The following is a 15,512-nucleotide window of genomic DNA, read 5'->3' on the forward strand; positions in this document are numbered from 1 at the left end:
CCCACCCGGCGCCATGACCGTCAAGGCTCCCTCCCGCGTATCGCGCCTGTACGAAGTCATGGACCTGATGCTCGACTCGGTCGGCGAGCCGCTCGCCCTCGAGGGCCTGGCGGCATCGGCCAGTTATTCCAGCTACCACTTCGACCGCATCTTCCGCGAACTGACCGGCTTTTCGGCGGTGGAGTACCAGCGCAAGCGGCGCCTGCGCCGCGCCGCCCACCAGTTGCGCCACGAACCGGACGTGCCGATCGTGCGCATCGCCCAGGACTGCGGCTTTCCGTCGAACGCGGCCTTTGCCAAGGCCTTCAAGCAGCAGTTCGCGATGTCGGCCAAGACCTGGCGCGAAGGCGGCTGGCGCGCGTACATGGACCAGCAGGTCGGGCGCGAGAGCGACGTCAGCTTCTTCGTCGCCGAGCCGTCCAACCTGGACGCGATCCTGGCGCCCTACTGCCCTCCCGAACCGGGCAGCATCGCCGCCCGCATCGAGGTGCGCAGCCTGCCGGCCGTCACGCTGCGCTACCAGCGCTTCTTCGGCCAGTCCGGCGCCGCGCTCTCGATCGCCTGCAACACCTTCATCTGCGAGCGCGAACGCCTGGACGGCATCGCCCTCGGCGATCCCTGGTACGGCGTGTTCGACGAAGACCCGGGCTTTACGGGCGAACGCGAGTACTGCTACGACTTCGGCCACACCGGCGAACCTTCGGACGCCAGCCTGGGCATGCGCGTGCTCCCTGCCGGCACCTACGCCTGCCTGGAATTCCGCCACGAGTGGCCGCGCTTCCGCTCCATGTACGAGGACTGGCTCGACCGCCAGTCCGTCTGGCGCTTCGACAGCACGCGCCCGCATATCCAACAAGTCGAGCGCGACGGGCCTGCGGACGGCTGCGCCGGCAAGTGGCGCGGCCTGCTGGCGCTGCCCATCAAGAAGCGCTAGGCGAATCCTTCGGCGGCGCCTCGATGCGCATGAAGCGGCTCATCGCCAGCACCGGCAGCGCGCACACCAGCACCCACAGGAAGAAGTCGCGGTAGCCCAGCCATTGCTGAATGTCGCCGCTGATCATCTTCGACAGCACGAAGCCGAGCTGCATGAAACCGGTGCCGAGCGCGTAGTGGGCGGTCTGGTAAGGCCCGCTCGCGACCACCTGCATGATGAACAGGATGATGCCGACGAAGCCGAAGCCGTAGCCGGCCATCTCGATCCCGAGGCTCACTGCGATCAGGGCCAGCGACTCCGGCTGGGCCACGCCCAGGTACCAGAACACGGCGTTCGGGAGGTTCATCGCGATGATCAGCCAGGGCATGGCGCGCCTCAATCCCAGCGCCGCCGTGAAGTAGCCGCCCGCGATGCTGCCCACCAGGAAAGCCACTGTGCCGGCGGTGCCGTAGACAGCCCCCACCTCGGCCGTGGTCAAGCCCAGCCCGCCCACGGCGCGCGCATCGCGCAGGAACAGCGGGCCGATGGTCTGGATCTGCCCTTCCCCGGCGCGGAACAGGATGATGAACAGGATCGCCACCCAGATTCCCGGCTTGGCGAAGAAGGCGCGCACCACGTCGTACAGGGTGCCGGCGGCGCCGCGCATGCCTTCATCCAGCCGGACCGCCGTCCGTGCCCCCTGGGGCAGCGCCCACAGGTGGTAGACGCCCAGTCCCGCCATCAGGGCGCCCAGCAGGCCGAACACGACTGCCCATGCCTGGGCCGGGCCCAGGCGGTTTTCCAGGTAGCCGGCCAGCATCACCAGTCCGCCCATCGACAGGAACTTGGCGGCATTGAAGAAGGCGCCCTGCCAGCCGGCGTAGGCGGCCTGCTGGCGCTCGGTCAGGCTGGCGATGTAGATGCCGTCGGCGGCGATGTCATGGCTGGCCGAGGCCAGCGCCACCACCGCGAACAGGGCGATTGCGATGCCGAACCAGGCCGGCAGCTGCAGCGCCAGCGCCACCGCGCCCAGCGCCAGGGCGCCGGACAGCTGGAAGGTGACGACCACGCCTTTCTTGCTGGGGGCGAGCTCCAGGAAGGGACTCCACAGCGCCTTGAACACCCAGGCCATGCCGAGCAGGCCGGTCCAGCGCGCGATCTGGTCGTTGGGCACGCCCATCGACTTGAACATCAGGCCGGCCACCAGCGCCACTGCATAGAAGGGCAGGCCTTGCGCAAGATACAGCGTGGGCACCCAGGACAGCGGGTGCCGGGTCGCGGCGGCCGGTGCTGCGCCGGCGAGCTCGTTCATGACGGTCATGGATGTTCCACGAGAGGGGTAAGGGCAGGAGCAAGGCTGGCACTGCGCCCGGAAGTCACACCGAGGGTGACGATCCTGCTGGCGCGCCCGCGGGTGTCGAAGGAGGCCAGCTTCGCTTCACGTACGCCATGCACGCCATGCACGCCATGCACGGGTACCGGCCCGTCGATGCGCGGGCTGCGCACCGTGGGCGCGCGTCCATCCAGCGTGTAATGCACGGCCAGCCCCGGCAGGGCGACATTCGCATGCAGCAGGCCGTCGCGCACGATGGCGCCGGGCGGCGGCAGCCGGTAATCCCAGGGGCGGGGCGCGCGGTCCAGGCGCGGCAGCTCGCGCTGGCCGAGGCGGTTGGCGAATTCGTTCCAGTCGCGCAGGACGCGGGCGGCGCGGCGCGCCGGGTCGGCGACCTCCTGCCAGCCCGGGTCCCGGGCCCAGGCCCGCTCGGCCAGCGCGATCAGGCGCGGCAGCGCCAGGTATTCGAGGCGCGCGCGCGAGCGCGCGTTCTCGCCCCACAGCTGGCCCTGCAGGCCGGCGATGCGGCCCCTCGCTCCCGCGTCGAGCGGCTGCAGGCCGTCGAGGACGTCGCCGTCCGGCGTGCGCCCCATGGGGTCGGCGCCCGGCACGGCGCCCACGTCCAGCGGGCACAGGCCGAAGGCATTGCGGGTGCCGACAAAGCCGGCCCAGTAGTAGCCCGGCTCCTGCGGATGCTTGGCATAGGCCAGGTCGAAGTACAGGTTGGCGGCGTTCGACAGCACCACGTCGTAGCCCGCATTGGCAAGCCGGTTGGCGCAGTCTTCCTGGCCCGAGCCCCAGGCGTTGTTCCAGACGTAGGCGTGGAAGCCCGGCGCGGCAAAGCGCGGATTCGGCAGCAACCGCTCGCCCTCGCGCACCAGCGCGGTGTCGTCCCAGCCGGCGAATTCCACGCCGTGGCGCGCGAGGATGGCGTGGCAGCGCGCCAGGAAGTCGTCGCGCAGCTGCTGCACGCCGGTCCAGCCGCGCTGCTCCATCAGCGCGCGGCAGCGCGGGGAACCGAGCCAGGCGCCCTCGGGCACTTCGTCGCCGCCGGTGTGGATCACGCGCAGCGGCGCGCCGGCCTCGCGGTACAGCCTGCGGACCTCGCCCACCACGGTGTCGACGAAGCGGTCCACCGACGGCAGCGCGATGCAGATCACGTTGTCGCGCCACAGCTGCACGGATTCGTAGCAGGACGCGTCGTCCGGGTCGCTCAGCAGGTAGGCCTCCGCCCCTTCCCTGTCGCCGGCCGCGAGCAGGCGCCGGTAGCGTGCGCGCATCGCGGTGACGGCGGCGCGCGCATGTCCCGGCATGTTGAATTCGGGGATCACCTCGATGTGGCGCGCATGGGCGTAGCGCAGGATGGCGATGAATTCCGAGGCGGTGTAGAAGCCGCTGCCGGCGGAGGCGTCGATGTCGGCGCCGGAGCCGAACGAGGGCGGCAGGCAGGGACTGCCGTCGAGCGAGACGCCGCGGCGTGCGCCGACTTCGGTCAGTTCCGGCAGCGCGCTGATCGCCAGGCGCCAGCCCTCGTCGTCGGTCAGGTGGAAGTGGAAGCGGTTGAGCTTGTAGCTGGCCATGCAGTCGAGCAGGCGCAGCACCGTCGTCATGGGGGCGAAGTGACGCGCCACGTCGAGCAGCATGCCGCGGTAGGCAAAGCGTGGCGCGTCCACGACCTTCCCGGCCGGCAGCTCGCCCTCGGGCGACAGCAGCTGGGCCAGGCTCTGGATGCCGTTGAACACCCCATGCGGGCTGGCGCCGCGGATGCGGATGCGTTCGGGTCCGATGTCGAGCAGGTAGGCTTCGAGCCGCCCCGCGCCGTCCACGCCCTCGACCGGCCCGAGCTCGAGGCTGATCTCGGCGGAAGCGCCCGGCGCGGTACCCTGGATGCCGCCCAGGATGGCGCTCAAGAGCGATGCTTCGTTCCACAGCGCCGGGCCGTAGCCGATCGGCGCATGGCGCGACAGCCGGCAGCGACGTCCGTCGAAGTGGGCCGATTGCGGACGCGGGGTGATGCGGCCGACCGCATCGCCGGGCAGCAGGTGCAGCGCGGTGTTCTGCTCGAAACGCCAGGCCGCATCGGCGGTCGGCAGCAGGTCGCCGCGCATGCGGTGGCGCTGCTCGGGACGGGCGAAGGGTGCGATCTCCGGGTCGCCCAGGTCCACGGGCGGGCCGCCGTCGCCCGGCAGCAGGTAGAAGCCGAGCGGCGCATCGGTGATGCTGATCGCCCAGTGCAGGGCTTCGTAGTCCACCGTATGGGTGTCGCCCGGCAGCCATGGCCCGCCGGCCGGCCTGCTCAGGCGGAACAGGTCGCCGTTGACGTGGTCGATCGCGAAACTGGGGCTGACGCTGGCGGCGATCACCTTGCGGCAGGTGTTGAAATACAGGGACCAGCCGGGCGCGATGGCGTCCGGTGAATCGTTGCGCAGCGTGAGGCGTGCGCTGAAGCGGTCGTCGCGGGCGTAGTTGCTCAGGCATTCCCAGGCAATGGACATCGCCGTGCTTCCCGGCTTGCGGTCTGTGATTGGAATCATGGTTGTGCTCCGCTCCCTTATACCGCTCGCCGCGCAGGTCGATGTCGAAACCGCGTGCCTCATCTCGTTCATGTCGTCTCCCACAACGTGTCCTTGATTCCTTCGGAGCGAAACGGAACCGCATCCGGTTCCCTGCGCCTTCCGGTCATGAATGGTCGATGGACGCTTGGCGTCTCTCTTGTGGGAGGCATTGTGGAGCGATCTTTTCGGCCATGTTTGTCAAATCTTGCTATGCCACACAGATTTCATGAAGCCGACACACGGGCATGCTAGCGCACACACGGGCATCGGAACATGCGCAGCCTGAAAAGCAAACCTGATGGAGTCGTCCTTATTCTCAAGCCTGACTAATGGAGGAAGGATGCGGCGAAGCGCCGCGGCGTCCGTCGACGCCGCCGGCCTGCACACAAAGGGATGGACGCGCGTGCGGGCGATCGCCTACCGGAGGGAGACCGAGGGCTGCACCGGGGCGGCGGCCACCAATGCGATTGAACGCTGCCTGGCCAAGGCGAAGGCGCGTCAGGCCGGAGACGCTAGGGCAGCGGCAGGCGTTCCAGCGCCGATTTCAGGGCCGCAAAGCAGGCCGGGTCGAGCGCAGTGCCGACCGTCTTTTCCATCATGCCCAGGGCCTGCGGCACCGGGATCGCGCCGCGGTAGGGGCGCTCGGCCGTGATCGCATCGAAAATGTCGGCGGTGGTGATGATGCGGGTCTCGATGCCGATCGCATCGCCCTGCAGCCCGCGCGGATAGCCGGTGCCGTCGAGGCGCTCGTGGTGGGCGCCGGCAATCGCCGCCAGTTCGCCGAAGGCGTGGATGCGGCCCAGGATGGTCTCGGTGAACGCGGCGTGCTGGCGCACGGCATCCCATTCGTCGCGGTCGAGCGAGCCGGCCTTGTCCAGCACGCTGTTGCTGACGCCGAGCTTGCCGACGTCGTGCAGCAGCGCGCCGCGCTTGAGCCAGCGGCGGCGCTGCGGCGGCAGGCCGAGCGCCTCGGCGATCATGTCGGTGTACAGCGCCACCCGCGCGCTGTGGCCGCTCGTGTACGGGCTCTTGGCGTCGACCACCTGGCCGAAGGCCGTGGCGATGTCGTCCAGGTAGTCGTCGTCGAGCGGCACTTCGCGTCCGGCCGGCTCGAGCGCGAACACGGCGCGGTCGACCTCGGGCGAAGCCAGCACCTGCCAGAAGGCCGCGTCAAGCGCCACCTCCTCGAAGGCGCGCACCAGGCGCGGGTCGAACCAGCCGCCGGCGCGGGCGCGCACTTCCTGCAGCGCGCTGTCGCGGCCCGCCGCCGTGTGGAACACGTCGACCACCTGGGACAGCAGCGCGATGCGCGAATAGACGGGAATCGCCTCCCCCACCAGGCGGTCCGGCTTGCCCTTGCCGTCGAAATGCTCGTCGAGCGAATAGATGCCGGCCGCCACCCCGGTCGGAAAGCGCAGCAGGCGCGCGATCTCGGCGCCGCGCTGGCAGCGCGTGGCGATCAGGTCCTGGGCGATCGCCGGACCGTCGCGCAGGATCGTCATCACGCTGCGGAAGCGCTCCGCCAGGCCGGCCTTCAGCCCGGTGTGGGTCAGGACGAACGAGAGCACCTGCGGCAGGCTGTCGCCCACGAGCTTGAAGTCGCGCTTGAAGGACAGGTCGTCGCTCAGGTACAGCTCGCAGATGCGCGCCGCGTTGCTGCTGCAGCCGAGGTCCTTCAGCAGCAGGGTGTAATACAGCTCCCACAGCTGCTCGTCCGGCAGCCCGGCTGCGCGCCCGACGTGCATGCCGATCCAGCAGGAGCGCACGCAATGGCCGGCCGGCTGGCCTTCGGTGATGTCGAGCGCATGGCTCAGTGCGCCGATTAGTTCGGACAGCTTCATGGCGCTGGGGGTGCGCACTTCGGGTGGGATGGCAAGGTCCATGGCGGCTTCCTGAATCGTGTCCTGTCGGCAATTTAAATTGATTCTACGCCACATCACTTCATTTGCAACGGTAAATTGACGGCTTTGCCGGGTGGCGCGGCGTCCCCGCCACAGCTATCGCCGGCCCCATCGTGCTCCCGGCTTTCGCGCCCCACAGTAGACTGTCCCCAGCTTCACAGCTCGACTTCGCAGCTCGACTTCGCAGCTCGACTTCGCAGCTCGAATAACGCGCGCCGCCGTTCCCTTTCCTGCGGCGCCCTGCACAGAAAGGAACGCGACATGACTGCTTCCACCAACGGCGCTTCGCTATCGGTCTGGCTCGACACCGCCGAGCTGCCCTCCTATCCTCCCCTGTCCGGCGACCTGGACACCGAGGTCTGCGTGATCGGCGCCGGCATCGCCGGCCTCAGCACAGCCTACCTGCTGGCCAGGGAAGGGCGCAGCGTGACCGTGATCGACGCGCTCGGTATCGGCGCCGGCGAAACCGGGCGCACCACCGCGCACCTGTTCCCGCCGGACGAGTGGTACGCCACCATCGAGGACAAGTTCGGCGCCGCCAATGCACGCCTGGTGGCCGACAGCTACGCCGCCGCGATCGCCCAGGTGGAATCGACCTGCGCGCAGGAAGGCATCGACTGCGGGTTCGAACGCCTGGACGGCTACCTGTTCGCCTTGCCCGGCAACGGTTTCCAGGATCTCGAGAAGGAATACCGGAGCGCCTCGCGCGCCGGCGTGCCGGTGGAATTCCTGCCCGGCGTGCCCGGCCTGCCCTTCGACAGCGGCCCCACCGTGCGCTATGCGAACCAGGCCCAGTTCCATCCGCTCAGGTACCTGGCCGGCCTGGCGCGCGCCATCGAGCGCCTGGGCGGCCGGATCTTCGGCGCCACCCACGCGCACCGGGTGCGCGGCAACAACGAGCAGCAGACTGTCAGCACCGACCATGGCGAGATCCGCGCCCGCCACGTGGTGCTGGCCACCCACACGCCCTTCAACGACCGCGTGGTGATGCACACCAAGCAGGCCGGCTACCGTACCTACGTGGTCGGCATGCGGGTGCCGCGCGGCTCGCTGCCGCGCATCCTGCTGTGGGACACCGGCGACCCGTATTATTACGTGCGGCTGGAAACGCCGGGTTCGGCAGGCGGCGCGGCCGTCGACCACGACATCCTGGTGGTGGGCGGCGCCGACCACAAGACCGGCCAGGACGACCACCCCGAGCACCGCTACGACGAGATCGAGCGCTGGACCCGCGAGCACTTCACGATGGCGCACACGGTGGCCTACCGCTGGTCGGGCGAAGTGATGGAGCCTTCCGACGGCCTGGCCTACCTGGGCCGCAACCCGATGGACGACGACAACGTCTACCTGATCACGGGCGACTCCGGCAACGGCATGACCCATTGCACCATCGGCGCCATGCTGGTGGCCGACCTGGTCGCGGGCCGCGACAACCCTTGGGCCAGGCTGTACGACCCCTCGCGCAAACCGGTGCACGGGCTGGCCGATTTCGCGCACGAGCAAGCCAACACCATGGCGCGCTACGGCGAATGGCTGACCGGCGGCGACGTCGATTCGGTCCAGGAAATCGCCGCCGGCGAAGGCGCGGTGGTGCGCGACGGCCTGCGCAAGATCGCAGTGTATCGCGACGCCCAGGGCGGGCTGCATGCGGTATCGGCCAAGTGCACCCACCTGGGCTGCGCGGTGCACTGGAACTCGGCGGAGCGTTCCTGGGACTGCCCCTGCCACGCCTCGCGCTTCGACATCGAGGGCAAGGTGCTGCACGGCCCGGCGCCGGAACCGCTGGAGAAGATCGAGCTGGCCGACGACAGCCCACCGCCGCGTTCACCTCGTCCAGGCATGCGTGGACGCAACGTACGCTGAATGCGATGAGCGAAAACCAGGCCTGTCTGTCCCTGCGCGGCGGCAGGCATAGGTTGTTGGCGCTCTGTTAACAGACTGTTGTATTTGTCACGCAATATGTGTACTCCTGCGTAACAAAAATGTGGAAAAGCGTGCACATGCCGTGTGGAAACAGGATACTCGTCATCACAACGGCCGGTAGCCTTGCGCGTGCATGCCGCGCGTGCCGGGCTCCCCCATAGCGACGAGAATTTCCGATGAAGCTTGAAAAAATGAAGATCCGCAGCCTGCTGGCGCTCGGTTTTGGCGCAGTGCTGGCGTTGATGCTGGTGCTGGCTGCCGTGGCCATGACGGCCATGAACAGCGCGAACAGGATGACCCATGAACTGACTCGCGAAGGCATCCGGAAATCCGACATGCTGCAGGAATGGAAGGGCGTGATCGAAGTCAACGCTGCACGCACGATCGCCATCGCCAAGCTGAGCGATCCGGCCACCGAGGAGTTCTTCCTTGCCGCCGTGGCCAAGGGCTCGGAACGCGCCAACGCACTCCAGAAGCAGGTCCAGGAGGCGGTGGCAAACGATCCCGAAGGCAAGCGTCTGTTCGAACGCATTGTCGCCAGCCGCGCAGCCTACCTCAAGGCACGCGCCGAAGCATTCAGGCAGAAGAAGGAAGGCCAGCTGGAATCCGCAGCGCGCTTCTTCGAGACCGACATGCTGCCGAGGGTGAACGACTACGTGGGCAGCCTGCAGGCGATGGTTGCCTACCAGCAGAACGTGGTAGCAAGCCAGAGCAAGGCCATCGACACTCACGTCGACGACAGCCGCCTGCTGCAGCTTGTCCTGAGCGCGGCTGCGGTCGCCACCGGCCTGGCGTTTGCCTGGCTGATCACGCGCGCCATCACCGCCCCGCTGCAGCGGGCGCTGATTGTCGCGCAAACCGTGGCGCGTGGCGACCTGTCCGGCCACATCGAGGCCGATGGCCGCAACGAGACCGGCCAGCTGATGATCGCGCTGAAGGAGATGCGCGACAGCCTGCGCGGCGTCGTCGGCGAAGTACGGCGCGGCACCGACACCATCGCCAGCGCCGCGCACCAGATTGCGGGCGGCAACCTGGAACTGTCGGCCCGCACCGAGCAACAGGCCAGCTCGCTGGAAGAGACGGCGGCGTCGATGGAGGAACTGACCTCGACGGTGCGCCAGAACGCGGACAACGCGCAGCAGGCCAATGCGCTGGCGCGCGAGGCCTCCGGCAGCGCCGCGCGCGGCGGCGCCACCGTGGGCGACGTGGTGCGCACCATGGCCGACATCAGCAGCGCTTCGCAGAAGATCGGCGAGATCGTGGGCGTCATCGACGGCATCGCCTTCCAGACCAACATCCTGGCGCTGAACGCGGCGGTCGAAGCAGCGCGCGCCGGCGAGCAGGGCCGCGGCTTCGCGGTGGTCGCATCGGAAGTGCGCGCGCTGGCGCAGCGCTCGGCTACGGCGGCCAAGGAAATCAAGGGCCTGATCGGCGACTCGGCCGGCAAGGTCGAAGAAGGCAGCCGCCTGGTGGCGCAGGCCGGCGCCACCATGGAAGAAATCCTGGCCGGCATCGCCGGCGTGTCCACCATCATGGCGGAAATCGCGGCCGCCAGCGGCGAGCAGTCGCTGGGGATCGAGCAGGTCAACGGCGCTGTGACGCAGATGGACCAGGTCACGCAGGAGAATGCCGCCCTGGTCGAGGAAGCGGCGGCGGCCTCCGACGCGCTGCGCGAGCAGGCACAGTCGCTGTCGCAGCTGGTGGCCACCTTCCGTCTCGACGAGCGCGAGGGACAGCCTGCCGCGCCGCCGGCGCCGGCGCGCCGCGCGCCGCAGATGCGGCCGGCCCTCGCCGCCTGACGCGTCTTCGCCCTGCCCCATGACGACAACACCAGCCCGCGGGCTGGTGTTGTCGTTTCTTGCGTGTGCGGCCGCGTGGGCCGCCTCGGGCGAGGCTGGCCCAGGCCGCGCGGATCAGTAGCCGCGGCCCGTGGTGCCGCTACCGGTGCCGCCGCTGGTGGTGCCGGTGGTGCCGGTGGTGCCGGTGGTGCCGGTGGTGCCGGTGGTGCCGGTGGTGCCGGTGGTGCCGGTGGTGCCGCTGGTGCCGGTGGTACCGGTGGTGCCGCTGGTGCCGCTGGTGCCGGTACCCATCGTGCCGGTCGTACCGGTGGCGCCGGTGCCCATCGAGCCGCCTGTCGTGCCGGTGGCGCCGGTGCCCATCGAGCCGCCGGTCGTGCCGGTGGCGCCGGTGCCCATCGAGCCGCCGGTCGTGCCGGTGGCGCCGGTGCCCATCGAGCCGCCGGTGGTGCCGGTGGCGCCAGTGCCCATCGAGCCGCCGGTCGTGCCGGTGGCGCCGGTGCCCATCGAGCCGCCTGTCGTGCCGGTGGCGCCAGTGCCCATCGAGCCGCCTGTGGTGCCGGTGGCGCCAGTGCCCATCGAGCCGCCGGTGGTGCCGGTGGCGCCGGTGCCCATCGAGCCGCCGGTCGTGCCGGTGGCGCCGGTGCCCATCGAGCCGCCTGTGGTGCCGGTGGCGCCGGTGCCCATCGAGCCGCTCGTGCCCGAGCTGCCGGTGCCCATCGAGCCGCTGGATCCGCTGGAGCCGCTGGTGCCCATCGAACCGCTGGTCGAGCTACGGGTTTCCGGCTCGCTCGAGCGGCCGGTGCTGGTGCGGCCGGCTTCGACACCCGAACCGCTGGTGCCCATTGCACCGCTGGCGCCGCTGGTGCCGCTGGTGCCGCCGGTGCCGCTCTGGTCCCAGCCGCTCGTGCTGCCCGAGCTGCCCGAGCTGCCCGAAGCGCTGGAGCCGCCCTGGCTGGAACCGCTCGCACTGCTGCCGCTCTTCTTGTGCTTCTTGCTCATCTTGCCCTGCTGGTCCGAGCTGCCGGTGGCGCTGGCCGACGAGCTGCCGCTGCTTTGATCGTTCATGCTGCTCTGGTCGTTGGCGTTGGTGCTCTGGCTGTTGCTCGGAGTACCGGCGCCGCGGGTGTTCTTGACACCGTCCGACGATTGCGCGTGGACGGCGGTGGCGCTAAACATGGCGGCGGCAATGGAAGCACCCAGCAGGCCTTTCAGTAGCTTGTTCTGTTTCATGTCGATCTCCTAAAACTGTCTTCGGGGGCTAAAATCTCAACAATATCAATAAGATATTGATCGTTAGAGCTCCGAGTGTAGGGACGCGACATGGAGGGAGGCGCACGGTAGCCTCCCGGAAAAGAATATGGTATGTCAGCGCGGCGGTTCGCCGGCCGCCGGATCGCCGGCCGCCCGTATTCCGACGGCCTGCGCCGACAGGGTGCCGAGCCGGGTGTACAGCGCCAGCACATTGCGCTTGTCGTCCGGGTAGACGCGGTTCGACAGGAACACGTAGAAACTGCGCGATTGCGGATCGACCCACAGGATGCAGCCGGTAAAGCCCGTATGGCCGTAGGAACCGACCGGGTACAGGCTGCCGCGCGGACGCTGTGCATAGGGCGAATCGATGTCCATGCCCATCCCGCGCAGGGCCAGGCCGGGCGGCGACTGCACGGTGGTGAGCAGGCGCACGCTGTCGCGGCCCAGGATGCGCACGCCGTCGAGCTCCCCTCCCGCCACCAGCATGCGCCCGAAGCGCGCCACGTCGCGCGCGGTCGAGAACACGCCCGCCGAGCCGGCGACGCCGCCCATGCGCCGCACGGTCGGGTCGTGCACCACGCCCTGCAGCAGCTGGCCCGGCGCCAGGTCGCCATGCAGGGCCGCCTCCGGCGCGTCCGCCCCGCGCTGGGTCGGCGCGATGCGTACGGCCGCCATGCGCTGCAGCGGCAGGTAGCCGGTGTCCGCCATGCCGAGCGGGTCGAAGATGCGCTGCTGCGCGAAGCGCTCCAGCGGCATGCCGGCGACGCGCTCGACCAGCAGGCCGAGCAGGATGTAGTTGACGTCCGAGTAGCGGAACAAGCTTCCCGGCGCATGCGTCACAAGCTGGGTGCAGGCCAGGGTCAGCGCGGCCTGCCCGCCCTCCCATGCTGGCCTGGCCGGCAAGCCGGCCGGCAGCCCGGACGAATGGGTCAGCAACTGGCGCACCGTGATCGCCTCCTTGCCCCCGTTGGCGCATTCCGGGAAGTAGTGCACCAGCGGCGCTTCCAGGTCGAGCTTGCCTTCCTCGGCCAGTATCAGCACCGAGGGCGCCGTCGACAGCACCTTGGACAGCGAGGCGGCGTCGAACACCGTGTCCGGCGTGACCGGCGTGGCGCCTGCGTCGTAGGTGAAGCGCCCATAGGCCCGCTCGGCGACGGCGCCGTCGCGCTCGAGGTGGAACACGGCGCCGGGCAAATTACGCTCAGAAATGTTATCAAGGATGGCGCGGTCCAGCTCTGCCAGCCGCGCCCGGTCGAAGCCCGCCTCGCGCTGCATGGCCTCAGGCGCCCGTCCCGGCAAGTGGGCGCAGCCGGCGGCCAGCAAGGCGGCGCCGGCTGCGCAGAAAGCGGCAAGGAGGCGGAAGCGAAAACGAAGGCGGCATGGCGCTCGACGGTAGAGGAACATGGGAGGAAAGCGTGGCAGTGAGTACGGACCATCATAAGGATGGGCCGGCCATGGGTCAATCTTTACGAAGTGGCAAGCCGGTCCAGCCGTTCCGGGTGGCCGCGCACGTGAACAATCGCATCGGCGTATGATCGATGGATGATTCCATTTTCGATCCTCGACCTCTCGCCCATCGCCGAAGGCAGCGATGCGGCCACTTCCTTCCAACGTTCGCTCGACCTCGCCCAGCACGGCGAGCGCTGGGGCTACGGGCGTTTCTGGCTGGCGGAACACCACGGCATGCCGGGCATCGCCAGCGCCGCCACTGCGGTGCTGATCGGGCACGTCGCGGCCGGCACCTCCACCATCCGGGTCGGCGCGGGCGGCATCATGCTGCCGAACCACTCGCCGCTCGTGATCGCCGAGCAGTTCGGCACGCTCGCATCGCTGTTCCCGGGCCGTATCGACCTCGGCCTGGGCCGCGCGCCCGGCTCGGACCATGCCACCGCGCGCGCGCTGCGCCGCAACCTGGCCTCGGATGCCGATGAATTCCCCCAGGACGTCGTCGAGCTGATGGATTATTTCGCCGACTCGCCGCGCCGGACGGTGCGGGCAGTGCCGGGTGCGGGCCTGGACGTGCCGGTCTGGATCCTCGGCTCGAGCCTGTTCGGCGCCCAGCTGGCGGCGGCGCTCGGCCTGCCCTATGCGTTCGCCTCGCATTTCGCGCCGCAGATGATGCTGCAGGCCATCGACATGTACCGTTCGAGCTTCCGCCCGTCGAAGCAGCTCGACAAGCCCTACGTCATGCTCGGCTTTAACGTGTTCGCGGCGGACACCGACGCGGAAGCGCACGTCCTGGCGACCTCGATGCAGCATGCTTTCGTCAACCTGCGCAGCGGCCGCCCGGCCAGGCTGCAGCCGCCCGTGCCGGGTTACCTGGAGAGCCTGGGAACGGCCGAGCGCATGATGCTGGACAGCGTACTGTCGTGCACCGCGATCGGTTCGCCGGCCACGGTGGAAAGCCAGCTGCGCGGCTTCATCGCACGCACCAGGCCCGACGAGCTGATGATCACCTCGCAGGTCTTCGACCACGCGGCGCGCCTGCGTGCCTACGAGATCACGGCCGAGATCCAGCGCAAGGGCTGATGTCGGGCGTCACCCGTTCCCGCACGCGGCAGGCCGATCACGCCCGCGTCGAGCGCAGTTGCCCCATCTGCGGGAAGATGTGCCTGCATGCAAAGTGGTGCGCCTCCGCCTCCCTGCGGGTCATCGCGTCTCGGCGACAGTGTCAGGCCGGTGCGCGCAGTATTGCCGAATCGCGCCCGCTTCGGCGCACAGGGCTACAATGCCCCGAACCCATCCATCTGGAGAAAGCATGCAACGTCGCCAGTTCATCCACTTGTCTTCCCTGTCCGCCGCCGTCACCCTGCTGCCCGGCTGCGCGGTCATCGCCAACCTGACGACTGCGCCCCTGATCGAGCGTCACCTGCCAAAGGACTACAGCGGCGTGGCGGCAGTGCGCAAGGACGGCCGTTCGCCGCTGGTGGTCCATGCCGCCGGCATGGCGCTGCGCGAAGAAAAGCAGCCCATCACCAAGGACACGCGTTTCCTGGTCGGTTCGATCACGAAATGGATCACCGCCGTGACCGTGCTGCGCCTGGCCGACATGGGTACGCTCGACCTCGACGCGCCGATCGCGCGCCACCTGCCGGAACTGCCGGCGGCCAACGGCGCCGTCACGCTGCGCCAGCTGATGTCGAACCGCAGCGGCATCCCGAACGGACTGGCCGAGGCCTTGAAGAAAGACCGCGCCACGGTCGAGAAGCTCGAGATCGGCCCGGTCGAAGCGGCCCTGCGCTTCGGCGCCGGCGCGCCCACCATCAAGCCGGACGAACAGTGGGATTACTCGTTCACCAACTGGGTGCTGGTTGCGGCCGTGGTCGAACGCGCGCGCAAGAAGCCGTTCACGGAAACGGTGGAGGAACTGGTGCTGGCGCCCGCCGGTGTGCGCGACACCAGTTTCGCCGCCACCGGCTACGAGGATGAAGTGGGCATGGCGGTGGCCTACAATGCCGAAGGCCTGCGCAAGACCGCGTCGGTGCCGCCGATGATCGCGGCCAGCGGTACGCTCTACAGTACCGCGAGCGACCTGGTGAAGCTCGCCGATGCCGTGTATCTCACCGGGCTGCTGTCGGACAAGGCGCGCAAGGCGCTGTCCACCGTGGTGGTGACGTCGGAAGACTATGCGCTGGGTGGCAAGGTGAAGACCCTCGCCACGAAAGAAGGCGCCCGTTCCCTGGCGTGGGAAACGGGCGCCATCGGTGCCTACAAGAGCCTGCTCGCCTACGACCCGGCCGACGGCCGGGTCGTGGTCCTGCTGAACAACACCGACATGTTGCAGTCGGAGCAGGCGAAGATCGCTGCTGCGCTGTTCGACGATATGTAACGCGGGCG

At 69.0% G+C, this 15,512-nt stretch carries 10 protein-coding genes; 5 read left to right on the forward strand and 5 right to left on the reverse strand.

Translation table 11 applies throughout. From position 1 onward, the window contains the following. Window positions 1-13: 13 nt before the first annotated feature. A complete protein-coding gene (locus AC56KL_RS16450; protein ID WP_497181240.1) occupies window positions 14-934 on the forward strand; it encodes a helix-turn-helix domain-containing protein in 921 nt (306 codons plus the stop codon). Here AC56KL_RS16450 and AC56KL_RS16455 read toward each other — a convergent pair. The 3 genes from AC56KL_RS16455 to AC56KL_RS16465 all read right to left on the reverse strand — a co-directional run bounded on the left by AC56KL_RS16455 (window position 921) and on the right by AC56KL_RS16465 (window position 6,684). Continuing rightward, on the reverse strand, window positions 921-2,234 hold the full coding sequence (locus AC56KL_RS16455) for an MFS transporter (RefSeq protein ID WP_497181241.1): 1,314 nt from the start codon (window positions 2,232-2,234) through the stop codon (window positions 921-923). The two genes, AC56KL_RS16450 and AC56KL_RS16455, sit on opposite strands and share 14 nt — an antisense overlap. Further along, entirely contained in the window at window positions 2,231-4,780 is a 2,550-nt protein-coding gene (locus AC56KL_RS16460) for a family 20 glycosylhydrolase (protein ID WP_497181242.1), read from the reverse strand. Before AC56KL_RS16460 ends, AC56KL_RS16455 begins: the two co-directional genes overlap by 4 nt. Before the next feature lie 533 nt (window positions 4,781-5,313). After that, a complete protein-coding gene (locus AC56KL_RS16465; protein WP_497181243.1) occupies window positions 5,314-6,684 on the reverse strand; it encodes an HD-GYP domain-containing protein in 1,371 nt (456 codons plus the stop codon). A gap of 279 nt (window positions 6,685-6,963) precedes the next feature. On the opposite strand from AC56KL_RS16465, the gene AC56KL_RS16470 reads away from it, so the two are divergent. Both AC56KL_RS16470 and AC56KL_RS16475 read left to right on the forward strand, forming a co-directional pair. Beyond that, on the forward strand, window positions 6,964-8,565 hold the full coding sequence (locus tag AC56KL_RS16470; RefSeq protein WP_497181244.1) for an FAD-dependent oxidoreductase: 1,602 nt from the start codon (window positions 6,964-6,966) through the stop codon (window positions 8,563-8,565). A 251-nt stretch (window positions 8,566-8,816) separates the two neighbouring features. Then, window positions 8,817-10,424 carry a methyl-accepting chemotaxis protein gene (locus AC56KL_RS16475; RefSeq protein WP_497181245.1) on the forward strand — a complete coding sequence of 536 codons (1,608 nt, stop codon included), beginning with the start codon at window positions 8,817-8,819 and terminating at the stop codon, window positions 10,422-10,424. Between the two features lie 114 nt (window positions 10,425-10,538). Here the strand turns inward: AC56KL_RS16475 and AC56KL_RS16480 are convergent, their stop codons facing one another. Beyond that, window positions 10,539-11,654 (reverse strand): hypothetical protein, encoded by a 1,116-nt coding sequence (locus tag AC56KL_RS16480; RefSeq protein ID WP_497181246.1) that lies wholly within the window; start codon window positions 11,652-11,654, stop codon window positions 10,539-10,541. A 135-nt stretch (window positions 11,655-11,789) separates the two neighbouring features. Then, entirely contained in the window at window positions 11,790-13,079 is a 1,290-nt protein-coding gene (locus tag AC56KL_RS16485; RefSeq protein ID WP_497181247.1) for a serine hydrolase domain-containing protein, read from the reverse strand. A 138-nt stretch (window positions 13,080-13,217) separates the two neighbouring features. Between AC56KL_RS16485 and AC56KL_RS16490 the strand changes: the two genes are divergently transcribed. After that, the gene (locus AC56KL_RS16490; RefSeq protein WP_497181248.1) at window positions 13,218-14,204 is read left to right on the forward strand and encodes an LLM class flavin-dependent oxidoreductase; all 987 of its coding nucleotides are present in this window, start codon (window positions 13,218-13,220) and stop codon (window positions 14,202-14,204) included. 229 nt (window positions 14,205-14,433) lie between these two features. Further along, on the forward strand, window positions 14,434-15,504 hold the full coding sequence (locus tag AC56KL_RS16495) for a serine hydrolase domain-containing protein (protein ID WP_497181249.1): 1,071 nt from the start codon (window positions 14,434-14,436) through the stop codon (window positions 15,502-15,504). Window positions 15,505-15,512: the final 8 nt, after the last annotated feature.

This window comes from Telluria sp. ZB4P34, assembly GCF_059686055.1.

Coding starts and splice junctions, on each gene's coding strand:
- AC56KL_RS16450 (WP_497181240.1), top strand. CDS start 14: ATGACCGTCAAGGCTCCCTCCCGCGTATCGCGCCTGTACGAAGTCATG.
- AC56KL_RS16455 (WP_497181241.1), bottom strand. CDS start 2,234: ATGACCGTCATGAACGAGCTCGCCGGCGCAGCACCGGCCGCCGCGACC.
- AC56KL_RS16460 (WP_497181242.1), bottom strand. CDS start 4,780: ATGATTCCAATCACAGACCGCAAGCCGGGAAGCACGGCGATGTCCATT.
- AC56KL_RS16465 (WP_497181243.1), bottom strand. CDS start 6,684: ATGGACCTTGCCATCCCACCCGAAGTGCGCACCCCCAGCGCCATGAAG.
- AC56KL_RS16470 (WP_497181244.1), top strand. CDS start 6,964: ATGACTGCTTCCACCAACGGCGCTTCGCTATCGGTCTGGCTCGACACC.
- AC56KL_RS16475 (WP_497181245.1), top strand. CDS start 8,817: ATGAAGATCCGCAGCCTGCTGGCGCTCGGTTTTGGCGCAGTGCTGGCG.
- AC56KL_RS16480 (WP_497181246.1), bottom strand. CDS start 11,654: ATGAAACAGAACAAGCTACTGAAAGGCCTGCTGGGTGCTTCCATTGCC.
- AC56KL_RS16485 (WP_497181247.1), bottom strand. CDS start 13,079: ATGTTCCTCTACCGTCGAGCGCCATGCCGCCTTCGTTTTCGCTTCCGC.
- AC56KL_RS16490 (WP_497181248.1), top strand. CDS start 13,218: ATGATTCCATTTTCGATCCTCGACCTCTCGCCCATCGCCGAAGGCAGC.
- AC56KL_RS16495 (WP_497181249.1), top strand. CDS start 14,434: ATGCAACGTCGCCAGTTCATCCACTTGTCTTCCCTGTCCGCCGCCGTC.